This is a genomic window from Streptomyces sp. NBC_01317, assembly GCF_035961655.1.
Classification (GTDB): Bacteria; Actinomycetota; Actinomycetes; order Streptomycetales; family Streptomycetaceae; genus Streptomyces.
In genome coordinates this window covers 5,786,324-5,812,749 of record NZ_CP108393.1, presented here as the reverse complement: position 1 = coordinate 5,812,749, position 26,426 = coordinate 5,786,324, and the positions used below count along the sequence as shown (strand labels likewise).

The 26,426-nt window shown below is 72.9% G+C and carries 13 protein-coding genes; 9 read left to right on the top strand and 4 right to left on the bottom strand.

Annotation, left to right across the window (positions count from 1 at the left end):
• The first annotated feature begins 221 nt into the window (after positions 1-221).
• Positions 222-1,955, top strand: a complete 1,734-nt coding sequence (locus OG349_RS25240; protein ID WP_327236759.1) for an ABC transporter ATP-binding protein — start codon at positions 222-224, stop codon at positions 1,953-1,955.
• Positions 1,955-3,886, top strand: coding sequence for an ABC transporter ATP-binding protein (locus OG349_RS25235; RefSeq protein ID WP_327236758.1), 1,932 nt, complete (start codon positions 1,955-1,957; stop codon positions 3,884-3,886). Before OG349_RS25240 ends, OG349_RS25235 begins: the two co-directional genes overlap by 1 nt.
• A gap of 62 nt (positions 3,887-3,948) precedes the next feature.
• Here the strand turns inward: OG349_RS25235 and OG349_RS25230 are convergent, their stop codons facing one another.
• The 4 genes from OG349_RS25230 to OG349_RS25215 form a co-directional block, all read right to left on the bottom strand.
• The gene (locus OG349_RS25230) at positions 3,949-5,145 is read right to left on the bottom strand and encodes an RNA polymerase sigma factor (protein WP_442806309.1); all 1,197 of its coding nucleotides are present in this window, start codon (positions 5,143-5,145) and stop codon (positions 3,949-3,951) included.
• Positions 5,146-5,441: 296 nt separating this feature from the next.
• A complete protein-coding gene (dnaG, locus tag OG349_RS25225; RefSeq protein WP_327236757.1) occupies positions 5,442-7,367 on the bottom strand; it encodes a DNA primase in 1,926 nt (641 codons plus the stop codon).
• A gap of 93 nt (positions 7,368-7,460) precedes the next feature.
• Positions 7,461-8,747, bottom strand: a complete 1,287-nt coding sequence (locus OG349_RS25220) for an NAD(P)/FAD-dependent oxidoreductase (RefSeq protein WP_327236756.1) — start codon at positions 8,745-8,747, stop codon at positions 7,461-7,463.
• Between the two features lie 163 nt (positions 8,748-8,910).
• The gene (locus OG349_RS25215; RefSeq protein ID WP_327236755.1) at positions 8,911-10,251 is read right to left on the bottom strand and encodes a deoxyguanosinetriphosphate triphosphohydrolase; all 1,341 of its coding nucleotides are present in this window, start codon (positions 10,249-10,251) and stop codon (positions 8,911-8,913) included.
• A 459-nt stretch (positions 10,252-10,710) separates the two neighbouring features.
• On the opposite strand from OG349_RS25215, the gene OG349_RS25210 reads away from it, so the two are divergent.
• The 7 genes from OG349_RS25210 to OG349_RS25180 all read left to right on the top strand — a co-directional run bounded on the left by OG349_RS25210 (position 10,711) and on the right by OG349_RS25180 (position 26,406).
• Positions 10,711-11,757, top strand: coding sequence for a hypothetical protein (locus tag OG349_RS25210; protein ID WP_327236754.1), 1,047 nt, complete (start codon positions 10,711-10,713; stop codon positions 11,755-11,757).
• A 245-nt stretch (positions 11,758-12,002) separates the two neighbouring features.
• The gene (locus OG349_RS25205; RefSeq protein ID WP_327238717.1) at positions 12,003-13,454 is read left to right on the top strand and encodes an amino acid permease; all 1,452 of its coding nucleotides are present in this window, start codon (positions 12,003-12,005) and stop codon (positions 13,452-13,454) included.
• A 114-nt stretch (positions 13,455-13,568) separates the two neighbouring features.
• Positions 13,569-14,471: a DUF4132 domain-containing protein gene (locus tag OG349_RS25200; RefSeq protein WP_327236753.1), complete on the top strand. Its 903-nt coding sequence runs from the start codon at positions 13,569-13,571 to the stop codon at positions 14,469-14,471.
• A 26-nt stretch (positions 14,472-14,497) separates the two neighbouring features.
• Positions 14,498-19,519 carry a hypothetical protein gene (locus OG349_RS25195; protein ID WP_327236752.1) on the top strand — a complete coding sequence of 1,674 codons (5,022 nt, stop codon included), beginning with the start codon at positions 14,498-14,500 and terminating at the stop codon, positions 19,517-19,519.
• Entirely contained in the window at positions 19,516-20,676 is a 1,161-nt protein-coding gene (locus OG349_RS25190) for an AAA family ATPase (RefSeq protein WP_327236751.1), read from the top strand. Before OG349_RS25195 ends, OG349_RS25190 begins: the two co-directional genes overlap by 4 nt.
• On the top strand, positions 20,663-24,433 hold the full coding sequence (locus OG349_RS25185) for a DUF5682 family protein (protein ID WP_327236750.1): 3,771 nt from the start codon (positions 20,663-20,665) through the stop codon (positions 24,431-24,433). Before OG349_RS25190 ends, OG349_RS25185 begins: the two co-directional genes overlap by 14 nt.
• A complete protein-coding gene (locus OG349_RS25180; protein ID WP_327236749.1) occupies positions 24,430-26,406 on the top strand; it encodes a hypothetical protein in 1,977 nt (658 codons plus the stop codon). The genes OG349_RS25185 and OG349_RS25180 overlap by 4 nt, the downstream gene beginning before the upstream one ends.
• Positions 26,407-26,426 lie beyond the last annotated feature (20 nt).

The following is a 26,426-nucleotide window of genomic DNA, read 5'->3' as shown; positions in this document are numbered from 1 at the left end:
AGGCCGTTCTTGTACGGGGGTCGCGGGGCCCTGTTGTACGGGACCGGCGCCCCGGCGCCTCCAGGTGTGATACACCGCACACTTGGCGCCTGCCCGCGCGCCCCACGCCCAGTACAGCGCGCTTCTTGACCCGGCCTTGGACGTAAATCCATACGGTTCCGCCGCCCGGGTGTCGCAAGATGGGTCCGACCCCCGATCTTGCCGACCCCGAGAGACTCCGCGTGCTGCTACGACTCCTGCGTACCCATCTCGCCCCGTACAAAAGAGCGATAGGTCTGCTGGTCGCGCTCCAGCTGCTCCAGACCGTCGCCACCCTCTATCTGCCCACGCTCAACGCGGACATCATCGACAACGGTGTCGTGAAGGGGGACACGGGCTACATCCTGCGCTTCGGCGGGATCATGATCGCCGTCAGCGTCGGCCAGGTGATCTGCAACATCGGCGCGGTCTACTACGGCGCCCGTACCGCCTCAGCGCTCGGCAGGGACGTCAGGGCCGCCGTATTCGGGCGGGTGCAGAGCTTCTCCGCCCGCGAGGTCGGGCAGTTCGGGGCCCCGTCGCTGATCACGCGTACCACCAATGACGTGCAGCAGGTCCAGATGCTGACGCTGATGTCGTTCACGCTGATGGTGTCGGCGCCCATCATGTGTGTCGGGGGCATCATCATGGCGCTCGGCCAGGACGTGCCGCTGTCGTCCGTGCTGCTGGCCGTCGTGCCGGTGCTCGGGATCTCGGTGAGCCTCATCGTCAGGAAGATGCGGCCGCTCTTCCGGACCATGCAGACCCGGCTGGACTCGGTGAACCGGATTCTGCGCGAGCAGATCACCGGCAACCGTGTGATCAGGGCGTTCGTCCGGGACGACTACGAGAAGAAGCGTTTCGGGGAAGCCAACACCGAGCTGACCGACGTCGCGCTGTCGACCGGCCGGCTGATGGCGCTGATGTTCCCGACGGTGATGACGGTCGTCAACGTCTCGTCGATCGCCGTCGTCTGGTTCGGGGCGCACCGCATCGAGAGCGGCGGGATGCAGATCGGCGCGCTGACCGCGTTCCTCGCGTATCTGATGCAGATCGTGATGGCCGTGATGATGGCCACCTTCATGTTCATGATGGTGCCGCGCGCCGAGGTGTGCGCGGAGCGCATCGAGGAGGTGCTGGACACGCGGTCCAGCGTCGTACCGCCGGAGGCTCCCGTGACGGAGCTGCGGCGGCACGGTCATCTGGAGGTACGGAGCGGGGAGTTCCGCTTCCCCGGGGCCGAGGAGCCCGTGCTGAGGGACGTCTCGCTGGTGGCGCGCCCCGGCGAGACGACCGCCGTCATCGGGTCGACGGGCAGCGGCAAGTCGACGCTGCTGAGCCTGGTCCCCCGGCTGATCGACACCACCGGCGGGGAGGTGCTCGTGGACGGCCAGGACGTACGCGGGCTCGATCCGGCGCTGTTGGCGAAGACCGTGAGCCTGGTCCCGCAGAAGCCGTACCTCTTCTCCGGGACGGTGGCGACCAACCTGCGGTACGGCAAGCCGGACGCGACCGACGAGGAGCTGTGGCACGCGCTGGAGGTGGCGCAGGCCAAGGACTTCGTCTCCGCGCTGGAGGGCGGCCTGAACGCCGCGATATCCCAGGGCGGTACGAACGTCTCCGGCGGGCAGCGCCAACGCCTGGCCATCGCCAGGACGCTGGTGCAGCGGCCGGAGATATACCTGTTCGACGACTCGTTCTCGGCGCTGGACTACGCGACCGACGCGGCGCTGCGGCGCGCGCTCGCGCGGGAGACCGCGGAGGCGACGGTCGTGATCGTCGCCCAGCGGGTGTCCACCATCCGTGACGCGGACCGGATCATCGTCCTGGACGAGGGCCGGGTGGTCGGCAGCGGCCGGCACCACGAGCTGATGGCGGGCAACGAGACATACCGGGAGATCGTTCTCTCCCAGCTGACCGAGGCGGAGGCTGCCTGATGAGCGGTCCTGGCGGACGCATGATGATGGCCGCGGGCCCGACGCAGCGGTCCATGGACTTCAAGGGATCGAGCAAGCGGCTGCTGAAGCTGCTCGCCGTGGAGAGGACCACCCTCTGGTGGATGCTCGGCGCCGGGGTGCTGAGCGTCGCCTTCTCGGTGACCGGGCCCAAGATCCTGGGCCGGGCCACCGACCTGATCTTCGCGGGGGTGGTCGGCGGGCAGATGCGGGAGGGCACCACCAAGGCGCAGGCCATCGACTCGCTGCGGGACAAGGGCGACAACGGTCTCGCCGACCTGCTCTCGGGGGTGGACTTCACCCCGGGCCACGGCATCGACTTCGACGCGATCGGCGAAGTGCTGCTCGTGACGCTGCTGATCTACCTGGGCGCCGGGCTGCTCATGCTGGTGTCCACGCGCCTCTCGATCCGGGTCATCAACGGCACGGTCTTCCGGATGCGCGAGGCGGTGCAGGCGAAGATGTCGCGGCTGCCGCTGTCGTACTTCGACCAGCAGCCGCGCGGCGAGGTGCTCAGCCGGGCGACGAACGACGTCGACAACATCTCGCAGACCATGCAGCAGACGATGGGGCAGCTCATCAACTCCGTGCTGACGATCGTCGGCGTGCTGGGGATGATGTTCTGGATCTCGCCGCTGCTGGCCCTGGTGGCGCTGGTGACCGTACCGGTGTCGATCTTCGTGGCGACGCGGATCGGCAAGCGGTCGCAGCCGCACTTCGTGCAGCAGTGGAAGGTCACGGGCACGCTGAACGCGCACATCGAGGAGATGTACACCGGCCACGCGCTGGTGAAGGTCTTCGGGCGCGCCGAACAGTCCGCGGAGGCGTTCCGCGAAGAGAACGACAAGCTCTACGAGGCCGGGTTCAAGGCGCAGTTCAACAGCGGGATCATGCAGCCGCTGATGCTCTTCATCTCGAACCTGAACTATGTGCTGATCGCGGTCGTCGGCGGGCTGCGGGTCGCCTCCGGCACCCTGTCGATCGGGGACGTACAGGCGTTCATCCAGTACTCGCGGCAGTTCTCGATGCCGCTGACGCAGGTCGCGTCGATGGCGAACCTGGTGCAGTCCGGGGTCGCGTCGGCCGAGCGGATCTTCGACCTGCTGGACGCGCCGGAGCAGGAGGCCGACACCCCGGCCGTGGAGCGGCTGCGGAAGGAGTCGCAGGGCCGGGTGGCGCTGGAGCACGTGTCCTTCCGGTACGACCCCGAGAAGCCGCTGATCGAGGATCTGTCGCTGTCGGTGGAACCGGGGCAGACGGTCGCGATCGTGGGGCCGACGGGTGCGGGCAAGACCACGCTGGTGAATCTGCTGATGCGGTTCTACGAGGTCACCGGTGGGCGGATCACCCTCGACGGGGTGGATGTGGCGCGGATGTCCCGGGAGCAGCTGCGCTCCGGGATAGGCATGGTCCTCCAGGACACGTGGCTGTTCGGCGGGAGCATCGCCGACAACATCGCGTACGGGTCCTCCCGTGAGGTCACGCGCGAGGAGGTCGAGGAGGCCGCGCGGGCCGCGCACGCGGACCGGTTCGTCCGCACGCTGCCCGACGGGTACGACACCGTCATCGACGACGACGGTACGGGCGTCAGCGCCGGCGAGAAGCAACTGATCACCATCGCGCGGGCGTTCCTGTCCGACCCGGTGATCCTCGTGCTGGACGAGGCGACCAGCTCGGTCGACACCCGCACGGAGGTCCTCATCCAGCGGGCGATGGCGCGCCTCGCCCACGGCCGTACGAGCTTCGTGATCGCGCACCGGCTCTCCACGATCCGTGACGCCGACGTCATCCTCGTGATGGAAAACGGCTCCATCGTCGAACAGGGCACACACGAGGAACTGCTGGCGGCGGACGGGGCGTACGCGCGGCTGTACGCGTCGCAGTTCGCGCAGGCGGTCGCCGAGGTCGACTGAGGCAGGACGCGGTACGTGACGGTGCGGCGCCGTACCCGGGTTCACGGGGTGCGGCGCCGCTGTCAGTCCAGGTAGCCGCGCAGTTGATCCGCGTAGGTGTGGTTACGCAGTTTGCCGAGGGTCTTCGCCTCTATCTGGCGTATGCGCTCCCGCGTGACGCCGAAGATGCTGCCGATCTCCTCCAGGGTGCGGGGCCGGCCGTCGTCCAGCCCGTACCGCAGCTGTACGACCTTGCGTTCGCGCTCGCCGAGGGTGGAGAGGACCGCGTTCAGGTGCTGGCGCAGCAGCAGGAAGGCGGCGGACTCGACGGGGGACGCGGCGTCGCCGTCCTCGATCAGGTCGCCGAGCGCCACCTCGTCCTCCTCGCCCACCGGGGTGTGGAGGGAGATGGGCTCCTGGGCGAGGCGCAGCACTTCGCCGACACGCTCGGGCGAGACGTCCAGCTGGGCCGCGACCTCCTCGGCGCTGGGCTCGTAACCCCGTTCCTGGAGCAGCCGGCGCTGGACGCGGACGACCCGGTTGATCAGCTCGACCACGTGGACGGGGACCCGGATGGTACGGGCCTGGTCGGCCAGCGCCCGGGACATGGCCTGGCGGATCCACCAGGTCGCGTACGTCGAGAACTTGAAGCCGCGGGCGTAGTCGAACTTCTCGACGGCCCTGATCAGCCCGAGGTTGCCCTCCTGGACGAGGTCGAGCATGGTCAGGCCGCGGCCGATGTAGCGCTTGGCGACGGAGACGACGAGGCGCAGGTTGGCCTCGATCAGCCGGCGCTTGGCCATCCGGCCCATGACCACGAGGCGGTCGAGGTCCAGGGCGAGGCGGGAGTCCAGGTCAGTGGCGGTGCCGAGCTTCTCCTCGGCGAAGAGCCCGGCCTCGACGCGGCGGGCCAGTTCGACCTCCTCGGCGGCGGTGAGCAGGGGGATGCGGCCGATCTCGCGCAGGTACTGGCGGAACAGGTCGGAGGTGGGGCCGCTGTCGGCGCGGCTGCCCCGGCGGGGCTCGGGCACGTCGTCCACGGGGTCCTCGGTGAGGGTCTCCACGACGGTCACCTGGCGCGGGTGGAGTGGGTGGAGCGGGGGGAGCGTCTCAGGGTGGTGCGCGGCGCGGTTTTGCGCCGGGACGGCCGGTGAGAGGGCCGGGACGGCCGGAGACAAGGCCGGGACGGCCGGTGACAGGGCCGGTTGTTCGGTCAGGTAGGCCGTGAGGTCTTTGGTCAGCGTCAAGGCCGGGCTCACGGACTGGGTCTGGGTCTGCACGGGGGGCGACCTCCAGGGTGATCACTGCCGGTTCGGGGGCGTGCGGCAGCGGGACGCAAACGGCCGGGCCGCATCCGTCCCGTACACGATGAGCGGATCCCGCGGGGGTGCGGCGCCCGACGTGCGTAGCCGGGCCGCGCCCCGGGGACTCAGGGACCGCAACCAGTGTGGGGTACGACACATCACCGCCACGAGGGGCGTGCGGTGTTTTTCTGAGTCCCGTGCGTGACCGGGCCGTTACGGAAGGGGGTCGTCCGGGGGGCGGCCAACGGGCCGCGTGGTGGCGGCCGTACGCGTCAGAGCGCGGCCGCGCCCTGGTTGCGCAGGGACTGGCCGTACTGCTGGAGCACCCACAACTCGTTCTGTACGGCGGCGTAGTGCTCCGGGTCCGAGTGGGTGCCGAGGCGGGTCAGGGTGCCCGTGACGTCGCGGATCCGCAGGTCGACCGCGCGCAGCCGGACCTGGACGAGCTGCTCCCCCGCGTAGGTCTCGTCGATCGTCTTGCCGTGGAAGACCTCGACCGCCAGCTCCGTGACCATCGCGCGCACCGCGTCGTTGGGCGCGGCGTCGCGGACCCGGGCCAGGTACTCGAAGGCGGCCCCCACGCCCTGTTCGGCCCCGCCCGCGTCCTCGATCGCGCGGCGCACGGCCGCGTACGGCTGGGCGGTGAACTCGTCGCCGCCGTACGCGTCGAAGGCCGGGGAGACCAGCTCCGGCCGCTGGAGGGCGAGCTTGAGCAGCTCGCGCTCGGTGCGGTGGGCGGGGCTGCGGAGATTCAGCGCGGGTCCCGAGGGGCCGCGGCCGGCCGGTGCCTGGGCGCCCTGAGGCCCCTGCGGGTCGTTGCGCCGGGCGCCGCGCTCGGGGGGCGCCGCCGGGCCGCGCCCGCCCCGGTCGCGCGCCCAACGCGCCACCTGCGCGACCCGCTTGACCACGAACTGGGTGTCCAGGATGCCGAGGATGCCGGCGAGCTGGACGGCGACCTCGTGCTGCGACGCGCCGTTCTTGATCCGGGCCACGATCGGCGCCGCCTCGTCCAGCGCGGCGGCCCGCCCCGCCGGGGTCTCCAGCGCGTAGCGCGAGACGATCTGGCGGATCGCGAACTCGAAGAGCGGCGTGCGGGGTTCGACCAGGTCCTGGACCGCTTCGTCGCCCTTGGCGAGGCGCAGGTCGCAGGGGTCCATGTTGTCGGGGGCGATGGCGATGTACGTCTCGGCCGCGAACTTCTGGTCGTCCTCGAAGGCGCGCAGCGCGGCCTTCTGGCCCGCCGCGTCCCCGTCGAACGTGAAGATCACGCGTGCGCTGCCGTTGTCCATCAGCAGCCGTCTGAGGATCTTGATGTGGTCGGCGCCGAAGGCGGTGCCGCAGGTGGCGATGGCGGTGGTGACGCCGGCCAGGTGGCAGGCCATGACGTCCGTGTACCCCTCCACCACCACGGCCCTGCTGGCCTTGGCGATGTCCTTCTTGGCCAGGTCGACGCCGTACAGGACCTGGGACTTCTTGTAGATCGCGGTCTCGGGGGTGTTGAGGTACTTCGGGCCGTTGTCGTCGTCGCGCAGCTTCCGCGCGCCGAAGCCGACCACTTCGCCGGAGATGTCCCTGATGGGCCACATCAGCCGGCCGCGGAAGCGGTCGATCGGGCCGCGGCGGCCGTCCTGGGAGAGGCCGGAGAGCAGCAACTCCTTGTCGGAGAAGCCCTTGCCGCGCAGATAGCTCGTGAGGTGGTCCCAGCCGACCGGGCTGTAGCCGACGCCGAAGTGCTCGGCCGCCGCCTGGTCGAACCCGCGCTCGGCGAGGAACGTGCGGCCGATCTCGGCCTCGGCGCCCGACAGCTGCTCGGCGTAGAAGAGCGCGGCGGCCTTGTGGGCCTCCACCAGCCGGGTGCGCTCACCGCGCTGGCCCGCCGGGTTGTAGCCGCCTTCCTCGTACCGCAGCGTGATGCCCGCCTGGGCGGCGAGGCGCTCGACCGTCTCGGAGAAGGAGAGGTGGTCGAGCTTCATCACGAAGGCGATGGTGTCCCCGCCCTCCTGGCAGCCGAAGCAGTGGAAGAGACCCTTGCTCGGACTGACCTGGAAGGAGGGGGACTTCTCGTCGTGGAAGGGGCAGAGCCCTTTCAGGTTCCCGCCGCCCGCGCTGCGCAACTGGAGGTACTCGGACACGACGGCGTCGATCGGGACCGCGTCCCGAACCGCCTTCACGTCGTCATCGTTGATCCTGCCGGCCACGCGTGGATTCTACGGTGGCGCTACGACATCGGCGGACAGTGCGGTCGGGAGGAGGCGCCTCGGAGCGGTCGGGGTCGGGGGCCCTCGGAGTCGTCAGGTGCCGTCGGCCGCCAGCGAGGCGAGCGGCACCGACGGGTCGGCGAGCGCCTCCGGGTCCAGCCGGGCGCCGGAGCGGATCAGGCGCTGGATGTCCTCGGTGACGTCCCACACGTTGACGTTCATCCCCGCGAGGACCCGGCCGTCCTTGGTCCAGAAGGCGATGAACTCGCGCTTTCCCGCGTCGCCCCTGACCACCACCTGGTCGTACGAGCCGGGCGGCGCCCAGCCCGAGTACTCCAGGCCCAGGTCGTACTGGTCGGAGAAGAAGTACGGGATCCGGTCGTACGTGACGTCCTGGCCGAGCATCGCCCGCGCGGCGGCGGGCCCGCCGTTCAGGGCGTTGGCCCAGTGTTCGACGCGCACCCGGTCGACGGGCAGGCCCTCGCCCCAGCCGGAGAGCGGGAAGGCGGCCACGTCCCCGGCCGCGAAGATGTCCGGGTCCGAGGTACGCAGCGAGGCGTCGACCGCGATGCCGCCGCCCGTGGCGCGGTCGGCGAGGGTGAGGCCGGCCGCCTCGGCGAGGGAGACCCGGGGAGCGGCACCGATCGCGGCGAGCACGTCGTGGGCGGGGTGCTCCTCCCCGTCGTCCGTACGGGCCGCCAGGACCATGCCGTCCTGGCCGACGATCTCGGTGAGCCGTACCCCGAAGTGGAAGCGGACTCCGTGCTCCCGGTGGAGGTCGGTGAAGAGCTGGCCCAGCTCGGGGCCGATGACCTGGTGCAGCGGGGTGGCCGCGGATTCGACGACGGTGACCTCGGCGCCGTACTCCCGGGCCGCCGCGGCGACCTCCAGGCCGATCCAGCCGGCCCCGGCGACGACGAGGTGGCCGTTGTCCCGGCCCAGGGCGGAGAGCACCTGGCGCAGCCGGTCGGAGTGGGCGAGGCGGCGCAGGTGGTGGACGCCCGCCAGATCCGTACCGGGGACGTCGAGGCGGCGCGGTTCTGAGCCGGTGGCCAGCAGCAGCTTGTCGTAGTGCACGGAGGTGCCGTCGCCGAGGTGCACGCAGCGGGTGCCGCGGTCGATCGAGGTGACCGTCTGGCCCAGGTGCAGCTCGACCTGGGACCGCGCGTACCAGGCGGGCTCGTGCACGAAGACGCTGTCGCGCTCGTCCTTGCCGGTCAGATAGCCCTTGGAGAGGGGTGGGCGCTCGTAGGGATGGTCGCGCTCGTCGCCGATCAGAATCACCCGGCCGGTGAAGCCCTCCGTCCGGAGGGTCTCCGCGGCCTTCGCCGCGGCGAGCCCGCCGCCGACGATGACAAATGTCCGATGTGCGTCGACCACTTGATGCCTCCTTTTTGCTCAGCCGCCATCTGCGAGCGTCCCGTACGGAGCGTAATGGGGGAAGAGGGGGCGCGCCGGTGCTGTGCGGCGTACGGCGGGCGGGGGGCGTGGCCCGAGCGGGGGGTGAGGGCTGACGGGGCGCCGACAGTGCGTCCCTCTGCCGTCAGTGCCCTCTTCTGTGGAGGCCGCTGTGCAGGGAGCGGGCCGCCGCGTCCGTGAGGGAGGCGATCTGGTCGACGATCACCCGCTTGCGGGCACGGTCGTCCCCGGCCGTGTCGAACAGCGCGCGGAACTGCGGGTCCAGTCCCTCCGGGGCGCCCGCCGTGAGCGCCTCGGCCAGCTCGGCGAGGACGATCCGCTGGTCGGCGCGGAGGGTCTCCTGCTCGGCCCGCTGCATGACGTAACGGTCGGCGACGGCCTTGAGGACCGCGCACTCGTGGCGCGCCTCGCGCGGGACGACCAGCTCGGCGCCGTACCGGGTGAGCGGGCCCGTGCCGTACGCCTCGCGGGTGGCGCCCTCCGCCGCCAGGCAGAAACGGCCGATGAGCTGGCTGGTGGCGTCCTTGAGGCGGCCCTGGGCGACGGCGGAGCCGTCGTAGCCGTGCGGCCACCAGCGCTGTCCCATGAGGCGGTCCAGCGCGGCGGACAGCTCCGCCGGGTCGGTGTCCGCGGGGACGTACCGGCCTATCGCGACCGCCCAGATCGAGTCGCGTTCGGTCTCCGAGGAGAGCGCGGCCGGGTCCACATGGCCGGCGTGCAACCCGTCCTCGAAGTCGTGGACCGAGTAGGCGACGTCGTCGGACCAGTCCATGACCTGCGCCTCGAAGCACGTACGGCCCGCCGGGGCGCCCTCCCGGGCCCAGGCGAAGACCGGCAGGTCGTCCTCGTACACGCCGAACTTCACGGAGGCGGGCTCGGTGGGGTGGGCACCGCGCGGCCAGGGGTACTTCGTCGCGGCGTCCAGGGCGGCCCTGGTCAGGTTGAGGCCGACGCTGACCGGCTCGCCCGTCTCCTCGGACACGACGAACCGCTTGGGCTCGATCCGGGTCAGCAGGCGCAGCGACTGCGCGTTCCCCTCGAAGCCGCCGCAGTCCTTGGCGAAGTCGTTGAGGGCCTGCTCGCCGTTGTGGCCGAAGGGCGGATGGCCCATGTCGTGCGACAGGCAGGCGGTCTCGACGAGATCCGGGTCGCAGCCGAGGGCCGCGCCCAGCTCGCGGCCCACCTGGGCGCACTCCAGGGAGTGCGTGAGGCGCGTGCGCGCGCTGGCGTCCCAGTCCTGGTTACGGGTCCCCGGGGTGACCACCTGCGTCTTGCCCGCCAGGCGGCGCAGCGCGGCGGAGTGCAGCACGCGGGCGCGGTCGCGCTGGAACGCGGTCCTGCCGGGCCTTTTGTCGGGCTCCGTGGCCCAGCGCTCGGTGGCCGCGCTGTCGTAGGGGGTGGAAGGGGTCGAAGGGGTCGAGGGGGCCGGGGAGTGGGATGGGGTCGTACCGGTGGTGCCTGCCATGTATCGAAGGTAACCGGAGGGACCGACAGCGAGTCCCCCCGGGCCACCGCATATCGCCCGGACGGGCCCGGACGGCCCCGGACCGGCCCGGACAGGCCGATCCGGGGGGAAATGGAATAGTGAGTGGATTTCCCCAATACGGCGGTGCGCATGGTGCGTGCATTGTGGCCGAGTTGCGATTTTTAATTTGCGAAAAGATTCCGTAAGTGCTCGAACACGCCGTGTAGTGTGCAATGGACCGCGGTGGGGGCTGCTTCATGGAAAGCCTCACGCTTCACGGGGAAGTCCCGTGGGGGAAGGGGGATATGTGGAGACGACGTTCGCTGCCGCGTTACAGACCCGGCCGATACCTCCCGTGGGCCGCGTGCCCCGTACCACCGTGCCCCGTACCACCGTGCCCCGTACCACCGCTGTGTCCGCGGCTCGCGTCCGTGACACCGGCGTCGCGGGGGGCTGAGCATGGCGGAAGGCGACTGGCGCCCGGTGATGCATCCGGCGGGCTCCGACACCGAGTTGAGGGTGGCCCTGGAGGAGGTCGCGTTCGGCCGGTGGGTGTCCATGCGGACGCTGCTCGCGCGTACGGACACCTCGCGCTCCTGGGCGGCCTGGACGTACCGCAGCCAGGTCCTCGCGGCCTCGGCCGCCGGTACCGACGTCGTCGAGGCGTGGGCGGACGACGAACCCGACGCCACCGCCACGGTGATGCTCGCGCGTGTCGCGTCCGAGCGGGCGCTCCGGGCCTTCCGGGGCGGGCATCCGAACGCGGACAACCTGTGGCACACGGCCCTCGGCGCCTGCCGTACCGCCGTGCACGCGGCGCTGGACAACCCCGTGCCCTGGACCTGTTTCCTGGCCCTCGCCGTCATCGACGAGGACCAACAGGCGGGCGAGCACCGGGTGAAGGCCTCCGACCCCATGCTGCCGGCCGGACCCTGGGGGCTGTTGCGGCGGGCGGACGCCCTGGACCCGTACAACCGCGAGGCGTACCACCGGATGCTCCAGTACTGGCTCAGCCGGCCCGACGCCGCCGCGGTCAGCCACGCGGACGGCTACGCGCGCTGGGTGCTCAGCCGGGCGGAGCAGCCCGCGGCGGCGGCCCTGCTGATGCTGCCGGTGTACGTACGGGTCGAGCGGTGGCGTCGGCTTCCCAGGGAAGCGCTCGACATGCACTGGCTGAACAGCTACGCGATCCAGGACGCGCTGTCCGCCTTTCACGGATGGTTCGCCCTCCGTACGGAGGCGGAGCGTTCCGTACAGGACCTCAACTACCTCGCGCACGCGTTGTGGGCCGGACAGCAGTACAAGGAAGCGGGGAGGGTGTTCCAGGCGATGGGACGTCACATCACGCCGCGTCCCTGGCAGTTCCGGCTCGCCGACCCGGGTGACAGGGATGCCCTCGTCGATCACATCGCGCGCTGCCGCAGCCAGTGCCTGAGTGTCGCCGAGTCCTCCGCGCGGACGAGCCCTGCGCGGTTCGGCAGACACCGGCACCGGCCGGCCACCTGACCGCGCCCGTCCGTCCCCGTACCTCGTCCGTCCCCCGTACCTCGTCCCCCCGTACCCCCTTCGTTCCCTTCGTTCCCGACACCCCCCATCCCCCCACCACCACGGCAGAAGGACGACCGTTGTCTTCCTCGACAGGCACCTCACCGACCGGTTCGCCCACCGGCACCTCAGGGACTTCCGGCTCCTCCCGGACCCCCGCTGTCGGCGACCGGGGCGACACACCGGACGCACAACGCCTCAAGGAGCTGGGCTACCAGCCCGTTCTGGCCCGGCGCATGGGCCCGTTCGGGAACTTCGCCATCAGTTTCAGTGTCATCTCGGTGTTGACCGGTTGCATGACCCTCTACGGATACGGCATGGGCCACGGCGGCCCGGCCGTCATGATGTGGGGCTGGGTCGGCGCCGGGGCCATGGTCCTGATCATCGGGATGGCCCTGGCGGAGGTGACGAGCGCGTACCCCACCTCGGGGGCCATGTATTACATGGCCCGTATCCTCGGCGGACCGCGCTGGGGGTACTACACCGGGTGGATCAACCTGCTCGGCATGCTGGGCGGTCTGGCCGGCAGCGGCTACGGCGCCGCGGCCTTCCTCGGCGCGCTGCTGAGTCTCCAGACAGGCTACGAACCCACACCCGGGTCGACGCTGCTGATCCTCGCGGTCATCCTGACAGCCGTCGCGGCGATCAACCTGTGCGGGGTGCGGATCGCCGCGTTCTTCAACGACCTGAGCGTGTGGTGGCACCTCGTCGGCATCGTGACGATCGTCGGCACGCTGTGGATCCTGCCCGACAGCCACCAGTCGCCCGGTTTTGTCTTCGGTGAGTTCGTCAACGACACGGGCTTCTCGAATCCGCTGTACGTGTGCGCGCTCGGCCTGCTGCTGACCATGTACACCTTCACCGGGTACGACGCCTCCGCGCACCTGTCGGAGGAGACCACCCAGGCCGCCGTCTCGGCGCCGCGCGGCATCATCAAGTCGATCGTGTGGTCGTGGATCGGCGGGTTCATCCTGCTGGCGGGCCTCACGTTCGCGATCCAGGACTACGCCGCCACCCAGGCGACCGCGACCGGGGTGCCGCCCGCCCAGATCCTCATCGACGCGCTCGGCACCGACGGCGCGACGCTGATGCTGCTCCTGGTGATCGGCGCGATGTTCTTCTGCACGATCGCCGTGACCACGTCGGGTTCACGGATGGTCTTCGCCGTCAGCCGCGACGGCGAACTCCCCTTCTCGCACCTCTGGCGCCGCATCAGCCGCCGCACCCTGGTGCCGTACTGGGCCGTGTGCATGACGGTGGTCGCGGCCTTCGCGCTGACCCTGCCGTCGCTGTGGTCGACCACCGCGTACGGCGCGATCACGGCGATCAGCGTCGTCGGGATCACGCCGGTGTACATCATCCCGGTCTTCCTCAAGCTCGTGCGCCCCGAGCGGTTCACTCCCGGGCCGTGGCACCTGGGCCGCTGGAGCAACCTGGTGGGCTGGACGGCGGTGGTCTGGGTGACCTTCTGCACGGTGCTGTTCTGCCTGCCGCAGAGCTACCCCGTCACCATCGACACGATGAACTACGCGGTGGCCGCGCTGGCCGGGGCGCTGCTGCTGGCGACGGCGTACTGGCCGTTCGCGCGCCGCGTCCGGGAGACCCGTACCCACTCCCGCTCGCCCCGGGACATCCAGCAGATGGAGGACATCGTCTGACGCGGGGCCACCTCGGCGTTCCAGCAGCTCACGGGCCCGATCGGGCCGTTGTCAGACCCCCCGCCTAACGTGGTGATCAGTTCGAGAACCAGAAGGTCGGGGAGGGGTCCTGCCATGGGTTGGATCGAAACGGCGGGCGGGTACGCCGTCTCGCTGGAGGGCACGCGGGTGCTGTGCCGCAATGCCGCGGGCAGGGCGCTGAAGCAGGTGCCGCCGAAGCTCAAGGACGACGTCGAGGTGGTCAGGCTCAGGCAGTTGGCCGAGTGGCTGGCGCGGCACGAGAGCGAGTGCCGGGAGCAGGTGGACGCCTGGCTGGTGCGGTCGCTGCCGGTGCCGGTCGCGCTGTTGGCGCGGGTGTGGCCGGACACGGCGTGGCAGGCGGCGCTGCGGGATCTGGTGGTGGCGCCGGTGGGCGAGGACGGGTCGGCGGACACCGCGCGCGCCGGGTTCCTGCGGGACGCGGATCCGGTGAAGGGGCTCGGGATCGTGGATCTCGACGGGGATTCGGTGTGGCTGGACCCGGCGGGAGTGACGTCGGTGCTGATCCCCCATCCGGTGCTGCTCGAAGACCTGGCGGAGCTGCGGGAGTTCGCGGCGGAGCTGAAGGTCGAGCAGGGCGTGGAGCAGTTGTTCCGCGAGGTGTGGCAACGGCCGGAGCCGGAGGGGGTCGCGGGGACGGCCGGCACGGACACGTCCTGGAGCGCGTACGCGAACGGGAAGTTCGCCCAGCTGCGGCATGCCACCGGGCGGGCGCTGACGCTCGGTTACCGGGTGCGGGGCGGCCAGGCGCTGTGCCGGCTGGTCGAGGACGGACGGCAGTTGGAGGCGGCGTACTGGCTGGGGGGCGACTATCCGGACGCGGAGGCGCGGACGGGAGCGCTGGAGTGGCGGGACGGGACGGGGCGGCGGCTGCCGCTCGGTGAAGTGGGGCCGGTCGCCTGGTCCGAAGGTGAGCGGATGGCCGCGCTGGTGTTCGCGGGCCGTGTGGTCGAGAGCGAAGAGGAGGGGGCGCTGTGAGCGGGGGCGTTGTGCGTGGGGGTGTTGTGAACGACGGGCGACCGCTGGAGGCGGGTCTCCCGGCGGGGGATCTGCTGGACGCCGGGGCGGTGCTGCCGCTCGGCGCGGAGGGCGGGGCCGTGGCGGGCGATGTGCTGACGGCCAGGGCGTACGGCCATCCGGTGCTCAACGGGCGCACGGTGGTACGGCTCGTGCCCGGCGCGATCGGGGCCGCCGAGGACCTCTCCGCCGAGTATCTGGGCTTCTCCGCCGCGGAGGTGGCCGAGGTCGGCCGGGTGAAGCGGCAGTCCCTGGGCTTCCCCGCGTGGGCGCTCGTGAACGACCCGGGCAACGGGCATCACGCGCTCGCCGTGGTCAAGGAGATGGAGCGGCTCGCGCGGCTCGTGGCCACCAAGCCGGGGCTGGCGAAGGAGGGGTTCGACGAGATCGGGGAGCGGCTCGACCGTTCCGTACCGCACTTCCTGCCCACCTTCTACGAACAGGTCGCGAGGCTCTTCCTGGCCGTGGAGTCCACGGCGCAGGCGGCGACGTTCTTCGGCAAGGCCAGGACGGCCGAGCAGCGGTACGCGCTGGCGGTGGACGAGGAACGGCTGCGGGAGGTCTTCCTGGAGTTCGCCGCGGCGGGCGCGCTCAGCGGGAAGGCGCTGCGCGAGCATGCCAGGGGGCTGGCGGTACGGCTGTCTCCCGAAGAGGCGCACGCGCAGTTCAGGACCCTGTCCGTGGAGCGGTGCGCGTCCGGACTCGCCCCGTACGCGGGGATGCTGGAGGATCTGCGCCGGCTGTCGAAGGGCGCGGGGCTCGACGCGCGCGCCGAGGAGCGGTCCCTGCTCGCGGAGATCATCCACACGGGGGCGATGAACCGCGCGGCGGTGAGTTTCTGGCAGGCCGCCCTGCCGTCCCTGTCGGACGTGGCGACCGAGGACCGGGCGGTGCGGGAGCGGCTGTTGACGCTGATGCCGGCTCCGGGCGGCGACGCGGCGGCGTTCGACGACTCGTGGCTGGCGCTGCTGGAGCGGTGCGGCGCGGTGGACCTGCTGCTGGACGGCTCGGTCCCGGCGGCCGGCTGGGTGACGTCCTGGGCGGCCCACCGGCAGCGCGGCTGGGGGCAGACCCCGCGGCTCGCCGCCGAACTGACCCTGGTGGAGCGGCTGGTGGACCGCCTGGTCGCGGACGCGGTGCCGGTGCGGCTGAGCAGCGGCACCGGGTGGCGGACCGGGGTGGACCTGGACCTGCTGGACGCCTGTCTGTCCTGGGGCGTGCCGGTCGAGGATCTCTCCGACGAGGGGAGGGAAGTACACCTGGGCAGTTGGGTGTCCGACGAGCGGGAGGGCCGCAGGGATCTGCTGGCGGTGACCTCGGAGCCGCGGTTCGCCCGGGCGCTGCGGGGCGCCGTGGAGCAGGAGGCCGGCCGCGGCGGGGCGCCCGAGCTGCTCGAATCGATGGCCCGTCACCCCGCGCTGCGCACGGTGCTCGCGGGCTGGCTGGAGGAGCGGGCCGACGACCTGGGCCGGCCGTTCGGGCTGCCCGAGCTGAACGACAGGCTGCACCGGTTGTCGCGGTTCTCGTCGCCGTCCGTACTGGCCACCGCGCCCGGGGCGGTCCGGCGGATCACGGCGGTGTCCCCCGCCCCCGCCCTGGCCAGGACCCTGCGCGGCGGGATCCTCGACGAGCTGGGCCATCAGGGGTTGGAGGAGGCCCTGCCCCACCTGGGGAAGACCACGAAGAACGCGGCTCCGGGCGGCAGGGTCAGGGCGGGCGCGGACGAGCCGTACCGGCTGACGGACGCCTGGCCCGCCCTGCTCGTCCGGGTCGGCCCCCAGGTGGCGGCCGTCGGCCCCGACCAGGTGCTCGACCGGCGGACGCTCACGCTGCCCACGGTCTCGAAGACCACGTGGGACACGACCCACATCGCGTACGTGGACGGTCAGTGGCTCGTCGTCAACGGATGGGGTGACGACCGGCGCGGTGTGTGGTCGGGCCGTCCCACCGAGGTCTTCAAGCCCCAGGGCGAGATCAACGGCCAGGGGAACGGCGGCGGCATGCCCTCGCTCCCCCTGGCCGACGGCAGCCGGTGCTACGGCGGCCGGCCGGTCCATCCGGGCGACATCTCGTTCGCGGACGAGCGCAGGCCGGTCGCCTCGGACGGCATCTCCGTCTGGGTCCTGCACGAGAACCAGTGGTGGGAGTACGACCCGGCGTCGGCCCGCCGGGGCCGCGTCTCCGTACCGGCCTTCTTCGCGACGGCCCTGACCGGCGACGCGATCCGGCTGCGGGAGAACGCCTGCCGGCTGCTCCCTGTGCGTCCCGGCCTGGAGTCCTCCCCCTTCGGGACGAAGGACGGACTGCTGGGCTGGTACGTGACGTACGACCCGACCGAGGGGACGCTGACGGCCTGTTCGGTGGACGGCAACCGCGGCCCGGCCGTCCCGGAGCACTCCGGGGTCCCGCTGCCGCCCATGCGGCTGCCGGGCGGAGCCGTCCTGCACCCGCGCGAGAAGGCGTCGTACGGCGGGGCGCAGATCGAGCTGTACGACGGCGAGGGGATCTGCCTCGCTCGCCACACCGCGGGGGGCACGGAGGGGACGTACGGCGCGGGCACCCCGCTCGTCCCGCCGACGTCGCACTGGCACGCGCTGCGGCCCCGCGACGAACGGGGATCGGCCGCGTTGCGCGCGGTGACGGACACGGACGCGGAGGCGCTGCTGTCGGCCGTCGCCGGCGGTGCGGAGCCGGACGCGGCGGTGCGCGCGCTGCTGCCGGAGGTCACCCACCCCGGGCTGGTGGCGGGGGTGGCCGGCGTGGTGAGGGAGGCGGCCCGCCACGCGGAACGCCTCGCGAAGCTCGCGGAGCGGGCGGAGCGGGGTCCCGGGGACCTGGCGGCGGACGGGCCGACGGTGCGTCATGCGTACGACAAGGTGCTGGAGGAGGCGTTCGAGGGCCTGGTGCCCGACGGGTACCACTTCGGCTACCGGCACATGTCCCAGAGCTCGACGGTGATCTTCGACCAGATCGGCCGGTTGTCGGCGCTGCTCGCGGCGGACGGCGTGCCGGGGCGGCCGGAGGCCGCTCCCGAGAGCGTCGGCTGGGTGCCCGTGTACGGATCCACGCTGGTGGCGCTCGCGGTCCGGGCGGCCGTACCGGTGACGCCTGAACCGCATCGGGAGGCCCTGTTGGAACTCCTGGACGCGGCGCTGGACGTACGCGCGGGAGGGGAGGGCGCCGATTCCGGTGAGGGCGTTCCCGGCGAGGACGGCGGCACGGCGATCATGGTCGATCCGCGGGGGCGGCTGCGGATCGTGGAGCTGCGGATGCCGGTCGGCCCCGAGGAGGACGCGGACGAAGACGATGACAATAACGACAATAGCGGCAACGACGACCGACGGCTGCGCGGCGAGGTGCGGCACGCGGGCGCGCGGCGGCTGCTGATCGTCGGTTGTTCGCGGGCCGACGAGAAGGAGGAGTACTGGCAGTGCCTGGAGTACGACCCCGCCGGCGTCTTCGGCGCCTGGGAGGGCACGACGGTCACCGGCTCCACGGTGCTGGGCGCGGCGGACGACCCGGTGCGGGCGCCGGCGGTGCGGCGCCTGGTGGAGTCGGTGCGTGAGCGTGGTCCGCTGCCGTACCGCCCGGAGCTGGGCGTGGAGTTCGCGGAGCGGGTGGGGATCACACCGTCGGCGGGCGTGCTGTTCCAGCTCGGCTGCCCGGGGCTGAACCGCTACCGGGGGAACCAGGTGCCCGCCGAGTACCTGGAGCCGCTGGACGTGAAGAAGCCCGAGCTGGAGTGGGCGGTGTCCCTGCTGAGCGGGCTGGGCAGCGAGCAGCGGCGGTTGTTCACGGCGCTGCTGCTGCCTGCCGACCCGGAGCGCGTGGCCGGCCTGTGGACGGCCGGGTTCCCGGCGGAGCCGCTGGTGGGCGAGTGGATCGCGACGCGCGGCAAGCGGCGGGTCCTGCCTCCTGCCGTGATCCGTGGGGTGGCCGCCGAGTTGCACGCGAGCCAGGCCGTGGACGCGGTGCTCAACCCCGCCTGGCAGGGCGAGCTGACGGGCCGTACGGAACAGCGCCTGGTGGAGGGCGAGCTGGCACCGGTCGACGCGTCGCGGCTGCTCACCGGGAGCACGCTGGGCAGCTGGGTCGAGGCGCTGCGCTGGCTCGCGTACCGGCTGCCGTTCGGCGATCCGCTGCGGGCGGTACTGCCGGAGACGGTGCTGAGGCTGCGGGAGCGGCTCGCCGACCCGGGTCTGCTGATGGACCTGGGGGTGGACCGGGACTTCGCCTACGACCCGGTGTCGCCGCGTCTGCGGGAGGCGTACGGACTGGCGCCGACGCGGGCCGCGGGTGATGCCGAGCTGTTCGAGCTGTCTGCGGCGCTGGTCCTGAAACCGACGCGGTGGGGGACGGGCGAGGAGGTGTGGGTGCGGCCCTCGGCCGTCCTGCCCGAGCCGGGGGTCGACGGCGGAGGCGGCGGGGGTCCCGACCACCCGGACCTCAAGCTGCTGGTGGCCACGGCGGGGAAGGCGTCGGGGCTGGAGGGGCTGCGGGCTGTCCTGAGTGACGAGTTCCTGGCCCTGGTCTCGGCGGACGGCCCGGCCGGCCCGCCGCAGAACCCGCAGCTGAGCGTGGAGGGCCTGGTGGCCGATGTCTCGCGCCGGTCCGGGATCTCGGAGGACGCGTCGGCGCTCTACCTGATGCTGCTGGCGCTGCCCGATCCGACGGACCGGAACCAGGCGGCGTGGACGGGGTGGAAGCCGGCCCGGTTGAAGAAGGCGCGGGCCGAACTGGCCGCCACGGACCTGGTGGTGGAGGGCAGGCGGGCGCGCGCGGGACGCACGGTGTTCCTGCCCGGCGGCTGGCTGGAGGAGAAGGACGCTCCCCGGCTGCCCGTGGAGAGCTGGAAGACGGCGCTGCTGCCGTGGGACAGGCCGGGCTTCGTGGTGCCCGACCTGCCGGTGCCCGCGCTGTTCGAGGCCGCGTGGCGGCGGGTGGGCGACGGCGAGGTGCCGGCGTTCGAGGAGTTCAAGGGCCGTGGCGGCCGGGGAGGCAGACGATGAGGGAACAGACCGTACCGGCGGCGAGGGCGGGCGGCGCCCGGCAGGTGGAGCTGCCGGAGGACCGCTTCGCGGCGGAGCTGGCGTTCCTGGCGTCGTACGACAACGGACCGCGACCGCCGGGCTGGCGGCTGACGCCCCGCGCGGTGGTGCTGTTCGTCTGCGGCACGGACGGCGAACAGCTCAAGGCGCCGGACGGGGGGAAGCTCGCGGTGTCACGGAAGTTCGTAGGCGACCGCTCGCTGGTGGAGCGGTGTGTGGTGACACTCGCGGGCGAGCGCGGGCTGCTGCTCGTGGGCGAGCCCGGTACGGCCAAGTCGATGCTCTCCGAGCTGTTGTCGGCCGCCGTGTGCGGCACGAGCACGCTGACGGTGCAGGGCACGGCGGGCACCACGGAGGACCAGCTCCGTTACGGCTGGAACTACGCGATGCTGCTGGCCAAGGGCCCGAGCCGGGACGCCCTGGTCCCCTCCCCCGTCCTGCGGGCCATGACCCGGGGCGCGGTGGCCCGGATCGAGGAGGTCACGCGCTGTCTGCCCGAGGTGCAGGACGCGCTGGTCTCGCTGCTCTCCGAACGCCGGATGTCCGTTCCGGAACTGGCGGGCGGGGAGGACGGCGACAGCACGGTGCACGCGGCGCCCGGCTTCACGCTGATCGCCACGGCCAACTTGCGCGACAAGGGCGTCTCCGAGATGTCCGCGGCGCTGAAACGGCGCTTCAACTTCGAGACGGTGGGCCCGATCGACGACCTGGACGCGGAGACGGCGCTGGTACGCAGCCAGGCGACGGCGGCGCTGGTGCGCGGCGGGGCGGAGTTCTCGGTGGACGACACCGTGCTGGAAGCCTTGATCACCGCGTTCCGGGACCTGCGGACGGGGAGGAGCTCGGAGGGCTGGGAGGTCGAGCGCCCCTCGACGGTCATGTCGACGGCGGAGGCGGTCCAGGTGGCCACGGCGATGGGCCTGGGAGCGGCGTACCTGAACGACGGCCGCGATGTGCTCCGCATGTTGCCGGGCCACCTGCTGGGGACGGTCCAGAAGGACGACCCGGCCGACCACGCGAGGCTGCTGGGCTACTGGGACGGCCCGATCCGCCGCCGCGCGGAGGCGGGAGCGCCCCTGTGGAGGACGTTGTGGGAGCTGCGCGATGAGCTGGGGTGAGGGGGCGGGGCTTGGGAGGACGGCCCCGCCCGGGAAGGCGTTGAACCGGCTGGCCGACTGTACGGAGCCGTATCTGATCGGGGTAAGGCACCACTCCCCCGCGTTGGCCGCCGCCGTGCCGGCCATGCTGACGCAGGCAGCACCGGAGGTGCTGTTCATCGAACTGCCGGAGGAGTTCGCGCCCTGGCTGCCGTATCTCGCCGACCCGGCGACGGTCCCACCGGTGGCCCTGGCGGGCGGCCGGAGCGACGGAACGGGCGGCGGGCTGGTGTTCCTGCCGTTCGCGGAGTTCTCCCCGGAACTGGCGGCGATCCGCTGGGCGCGGGAGGCGGGGGTGGAGGTGGTCGCGTTCGATCTGCCGCTGGAGGCGCGGGAGGAGCGGGGCCTGGGCGGGGGCGCGGAGGGGGACGGTCGTGGCGGGGCGTTGAGTGCCGCGTTGCGGGCACGGGCCGGGGGGCGGGGCGGGGACGATCTGTGGGATCGGCTGGTCGAGACGATGGCCCCGGGCTCGGGACCGGAGGCCCTGCGGCGGGCCGCGCTGTTGGTGGGCTGGGCGCTGCGGGCGGACGCAGGTGCGGTCGACCCGTACGACCTCCGCCGGGAGGCGAACATGCGCCGCCACCTGGCCGAACGGGTCGGCCGCCGTACGGCCGCGGTGATCGGGGCCTTCCACGCGCCAGCGCTGGTCCGGGGAGGGCCGGACGAGGCGCGGGCCGCAGGGGCCGATGTGGGCCGGTCCGAGGGGGCCGACGTGGCGCGGGCCGCTGGGGCCGACGCGGCCCGGCCTGCGGGGGCCGATGTGGGGCGGGTGGTGGGGGGTGACGCCTCGCCGGCCGCCAAGGGTGGGGGCGTGGTCACCTCGCTCGTGCCGTATTCGTATGCCCTGTTGGACGAGCGGTCCGGGTATCCGGCCGGGATCAGGGATCCGGAGTGGCAGCGTGGGGTGCATCTCGCGGCGGGCGATCCGGTGCTGCTGGACGACCTGTTGACGGCGACCGCCGTACGGATCTGTGCGGCCGTACGGGACGGCGGTCACCCCAGCGGGCCCGCCGACGCCCGTGAGGTGGTCCGGGTCGCCCGGGATCTGGCGTCGCTGCGCGGGCTTCCGGCCGCCGGGCGGGGCGAGGTGGTGGAGGCGGCGCAGACCGTCCTCACGCAGGGGCAGTTGTACGGGCGGGGCCGCGTCGTGGCCGCCTCGATGGAGAAGGTCCTGGTCGGGACCCGGCAGGGACGGCTCGCGCCCGGGACGCCGCGTTCGGGGCTCGGACCGTCCGTCGAGACGCTCCTCGGTGGGCTGTCGCTGCCCACGCCTACCGCGCCGGGCCGCCGCGAGTTGCGTCTCGACGCGCACCGCGGCGACCTGGACCGGCGCCGGGAGCTGGCCCTGCGCCGGCTGGCCGCCTGCCGTGTCCCGTACGGGGAGGAGAGCAGCGTCGCGGGAGTGGGCGACGCCGCCCCGCTGACGACGCGGTGGACGGTGACCTGGTCTCCGTCGACGGCCGCGATGCTCGATGTGACCGGTGTGCGGGGAGTGACGCTGGAGCAGGCCACCGAGGGGACGCTGCGGCAGCGGCGGACGAGGGAGCGCCTGCTCGGCGGCCCGACGGCCCCGGAGGTGCTGGCCGGTCTTGAGGAGGCGGCGCGGTGCGGACTCCCAGACCTCGCCGCGGAACGCCTCTCGGAGACCGCCGAGTTGCTGCCCGCCTCCGGGACGCTGCCCGAACTGCTCACCGGGCTGGCCCTGTTGGACCGGATCAGGTCCGGTCATCTGCCGGGCCTGCCCGGCGGGTGGGAACGGGCCGCGCTCTCCGAGGCGTACGACGACCTCACCGCCGCGGGGGTGCGCGCGCTGGACGGACTGGCGGGTTCCACCGACGCGGAGGACGCGCGGGCGCTGGTCTCCCTGGCGGGGCGGGCCGCGGCGGCGCTCGGTGGCGGTCTGCGGCTCGACGCCGCGCTGGTCCGGCTGGAGGCCGACGCCACGGCGCTGATCAGGGGCGCGGCGGGGGTGGCCCGGGTGTTGCTGGGGAGCGGGGACGCGACGGAGTTCGGCGTCCGGCTGGCGTCCCGCGTGGACGGCGCGACCACGTCCGCGCTCCGTACGGACCTGGGCGGATTCCTGCGCGGCGCGCTGCTCGCGGCGGGTTCGCTGATGGAGACCGGTCCCGCTCTGGACCCCCTGATGGAACGGGTCGAGGCCCTGCCCGACCGGGATTTCCTGGACCGGCTGCCCGCCCTGCGCGCGGGTTTCGACACGCTCTCCCCGGCGGCGAGGAGCCGGCTCCTGGCCACGGTGGAGGACCGCACGGGCCTGGCGGCGGGCACCTTGCCGGGCCCGATGACGGATCCGGCGACGCTGGCGCTCCTGGCGTCGGCGGACCTGGCGGGCCGGGAGGCCCTGACGGCGAGGGGGTTGTTTCCCGGCCTGACGGCCGACCTGGCGACGGGTCTGCCTGCGGGCGCGGGCAGCGGTGAGGCGCGGCCGGCCACGGCGGAGCCGGCCGCAGCCGGACCGGTTACGGCAGGACCGGTTATGGCAGGACCGGTCACGGTCGTCGCAACGGTTGAGGTCGGGGGTGCGGGAGCGGGGACCGTTGCGGTCGGCGTTCCCCGGGATGGCGCGACAGGCGGCGTACTCGCTCTCTCCCCCGGTGAGCGGTGGCGGCTGTTGCTCGGGCGGGGGCGGGAGTTGCGGGGTGGGGCCGGGCGGGTCGGTGCCGCGTTGGACGAGTTGTACGGCTTTGGACGTGGTGAGGGGGCTCGGGGCGAGGAGGGGCGGGGTGGTTCGCGGGGTGGGGACGGGGCGCCGTACCCCGATGTGCGGTCCTGGTCCGAGGAGTTGACCGCGCTGTTCGGGCCCGGCGTCCGCGAGGAGGTGCTCGCCGCTGCCGCCGACGCCGGGCGGATCGACGCCGCCATGGAGCTGGACCCCGCGGCGGCCCGCCCCTCCGTGGAGCTGCTGCGGACCGTCCTGTCGTACGCGGGCGGCCTCCCCGAGCACCAACTCGCCCGGCTCCGCCCCCTGGTGGCGAAGCTGGTGGCCGAGTTGACCGAGGCGCTCGCCCACCGGCTGCGCCCCGCGCTCACCGGCCTCTCCCATCCGCGCCCCACCCGCCGCCCGGGCGGTCCGCTGGACCTGGCCCGTACCATCCGGGCCAACCTGGCGACCGCCCGCCGGGACCCGGACACCGGCGCGTTGACCGTGCTGCCGGAGCGGCCCGTGTTCCGTACCCGCGCCCGCAAGACAGCCGACTGGCGGCTCGTCCTCGTCGTGGACGTGTCCGGCTCGATGGAGGCCTCGACGGTCTGGGCCGCGCTCACCGCCGCCGTGCTGGCGGGGGTTCCCGCGGTGAGTACGCACTTCGTGGCGTTCTCCACCGAAGTCGTCGACCTCACCGACCAGGTCGACGACCCCCTGAGCCTGCTGCTGGAGGTCAGCGTCGGCGGCGGGACGAACATCGCGCTGGGGCTGCGCCACGCCCGACAGTTGGTGTCGGTGCCGTCCCGCACGCTCGTGGTCCTGATCAGTGACTTCGAGGAGGGCGGCCCGGTCTCGCCGCTGCTCGCGGAGGTACGGGCCCTGGTCGACGCCGGGTGCCACGTGCTCGGCTGCGCCTCGCTGGACGACGAGGGCAGGCCGCGTTATTCGACCGGGATCGCGGGCCAGTTGGTCGGGGCCGGCATGCCGGTCGCGGCGCTGAGCCCACTGGAGCTGGCCCGCTGGGTCGGCGAACGCGTAGGAGGTGCGCACCGATGACCCGATCCGCTCCGGTATCCGCTCCGGGACTGCCACCGGTTGCCGCCGACGTGGCGGCCGCCGCGCTCGACCTGCTGCCCGTACGGCTGCGCAAACGCGTGGACGGGGCGGTGGCGAACGTGGCCGGCTGGCCGGTGGAAGCCACCGAGGACGGCGTATTGGTCCGGGTCGCCGAGGACACGGTGGTGACGCTCAGGGTCACGGCGGGAATCGTGGCCGACGCGGCGGACGCCTTGTGCGGCTGCCTGTTGGCGCCCGCCTGTCTGCATCGCGCGGCCGTCCTGTCGAGCGCGCCCCTCGCGGCGGAGGTAGAGGCCGCGAGCGAGACGGTGGCTGAGGCCGGGACGCCGCTGGGGACGGGTCCGGGGACGGGGACGGCTGCGGGTCCGGGTCCGGGGACGGTTGCGGATCCGGGGGCCGACGCGAGACGCGACGGGAGCGACGGGAGCGGTGACGGGGGCGCCGTATCGGCCCCGCCCGGCAACGGCCCCGCTTCCGGCATCGCCTCCGTGGCGGTCACCCCCGTACAGTCCACGGCCCTCGACGCGCTGCGGGAGGCCGCGACGGCCGTGCTGGTCGCCGGTGTCACCGGGTCCGGCGCGGTGCACCGGGCCGAATTGCTCCACGCCGCGCACTCCGCGCGGCTGGCGGGGCTGCACCGCCCCGCCGCCACCGCCGTACGCATCGCGCGGCGGCTGGGTGAGGCCCGCTCGGACGACCCGGCGTTCCGGCTGTCCGATCTCTCCGCCGATCTGGTGGAGTTGCTGGATCTGGTCCGCAGACCGGCGGCGGCCCTCGCCCCCGCGCGCCGGAGTTATCAGCCCGAGGGCCCGCTGCGGCTGCATGGGCTCTTCACCGAAGCGGTGGTGACCGCCTCCGGGTACGCGGGCGCCACGGTCTACGCCCTGGCCCCCGACGGCACGCTCCGGACACTCTCCGACGTGGCTCCGGGCGGTCCGGAGCGGGCGCTCCAGGCGTCGGGGTCGCCCGTGCCCGGCGGCTGCGCGCTGGGGCTGCGTGACCTGGGGGACGGCGGTGGGGTCATCCTCACCTCGCCGACGGTGTCACCGGACGGCCGGATCGGTGGCGGTGGGCAGGTGCGTTCCGTACGGGCGACGGGCGCGGGGTGGCACGAAGCGCCCCTGGCCGCGCTCTGGGAACGGTCACCCGCCGCCCAACTGGCCGCGGCCCTCAGCTGGTCGGCCGAGCCGGCCGACGCCCGGGCGGCGGGCGGCGATCTGCTGTTCCTGGACGGTACGGTCACGGACGCGGGCTTCGTGGTGTCGGGCGGCCCGACGCTCCGCCTGGCCGCCCCGGACGAACGCCCCGATCTCCCGTACGCCGACAACCTCCGGCTCCTGTCCTCCCGGCCGGGGCTCACGCTCCGGCTGATCGCCCGGGCGGTACCCGACCGCCCCGACCGGGTGCACGTCCTGGCCGCGGCCTGGCGGGGGCACGACGACAGGACCGTACGCACGGATCTGGGCCTACGGCTGCTGAACCGTTCGCACCTCGCGCCGGTGGGATCCGCGACGGTCGCGGTGACCGCGCCCGTCGGTGGGGATGGGCCGGTTGCTGAGGGAACGCCGGTTGGAGCGGGCGCGCCCGCTTTGGTGCGTGTCGTCGACGCCGTGCCCCTTGGCCGTCCGCTCCCGGGGCTGCCGGTCGAACTCGACCTGCTGCGGCGGGCGGTGGAGCGCGGGGTCGCGGGTGGGCGGGCGGTGGCCGCGGCGGCAGGCGACGGGGACCTTTCACGGCGGCTGCGGGCCGTGGGGCTCACGACCGGTGCGCAGCGCGTCCAGGCGCTCGCCGAAGCGGCGGCGGACCGGCGCCATGACGCGCTGGGCCGGTTGCTGCCCGCCGATCCCGGGAACTTCGCGCTGGCGTGGCTGGCCGCGGCGGTCTACGCGTCGGCGGCGGCCGAGTCACTGCTGCTCGCCGCATGGGCACCACCGGAGCCGGCGGCGAACTGATCGGCGCCGCCGATCGTCCT